This is a genomic window from Mycobacterium sp., from assembly GCF_040398885.1.
In the GTDB taxonomy this organism is placed as follows: domain Bacteria; phylum Actinomycetota; class Actinomycetes; order Mycobacteriales; family Mycobacteriaceae; genus Mycobacterium.
Map to the genome: position 1 here is coordinate 1 of NZ_JBBATF010000321.1, position 1,142 is coordinate 1,142.

A 1,142-nucleotide genomic window follows, 5' to 3' on the forward strand; every position below is an offset into this window, starting at 1 on the left:
AGGTGATGGTGCCGTCGGGGTATTGCCTTTCGCCCCAGCCCCTTTCACCGGTCCAGAATGTTTTGAGCAAATGGTGCCCGCGGCACAGCAGCGCGATGTTGGAGGGATGGGTGGGCCCGCCGGACTGCCAGGGCACGGTGTGGTCGAGGTCGCAGTATTCGGCGGGTTTGTCGCAGCCGGGGAAACGGCAGTGCAGATCGCGGCAGCGGATGAACTCGGCCAGGGCCGCCGAGGGCCGGTAGCGGGCTTCCGGACAACTCAGGGCCGATCGATCGAGTGGGCGCAGCTTGGCGGTGGTGGCCAGTTCGCGCAGCAGGGCCGGTGGGATGCTGCCGTAGCCGGGGAGATAGCCCGGCGTCTCGCTCTCTCCGTCGAGCGCGGCTTGCTCAGCGATCACGTGGATCACCACCGCCGGCGGCGCGGTGGCGCCGGCCGACGGGCAATCCGCGGCGCCGCATTCGCAGCCGAATTCGGCTGGTGCGCCGGCCAATGCGACCAGGGCATCGGCGCGGCGTTGTTCCTTGGTGCGCGGGTCCGGGCGGCACACGCTGTCGGCCATCTGGTCGAGGGTGCGTTGCAGAGCGGCGGCGTCGGGGGTGCGCAGGGCGCCCCAGAACTCGACCACGCCGTTGTGAGGTTCACCGAAGTCGATGCAACGGTCCTCGGCGGCCTGGTGGGCGGCGCGCACGGCTGCCGGGTCGAGGGCGCAGACCCAGTGGTCGATCAATTGATCCAATCGCTTGCGCGACAGCTTGTTCCACTTATTTGCAGACCTGGCCAGGATGGCGTCGATCCGGCCGCGTAACTCGGGATCGGTGATCAGTGCGGTGCGGAACACCGCCGCGACGATGACGCGTAAGTCGACCTGGCCTGCGGCGAACACCGCGCCGAGTTCGGGCAACTGCTCGAGGAGGGCGACCCCGTAGTTCATCTGCCAGGAAGCGCGGTGGCGGCTGATGCCGAGTTCGGCGCCGACCTCGGCGGCGACCGCTTCCCAGTTGTCGATGCACCATTGGGTTCGGTCGTCCTCGTCGACCGCCGCGGTGCGCAACTGCACCAGACGACCGGCCAGCAGAACCCGCTGCGCAGTAGCCATCCGCTCATCGCGCTGCGCGGCCGACATTCGCGCCAGCACCGCCGCC

The 1,142-nt window shown here is 69.0% G+C and carries 1 protein-coding gene; it reads right to left on the minus strand.

Annotated elements, in window-relative coordinates:
- On the minus strand, positions 1 to 1,096 hold a 1,096-nt coding region (locus ADBZ5U_RS16490), incomplete at its 3' end, for an HNH endonuclease signature motif containing protein (protein WP_526811987.1).
- Positions 1,097 to 1,142: the final 46 nt, after the last annotated feature.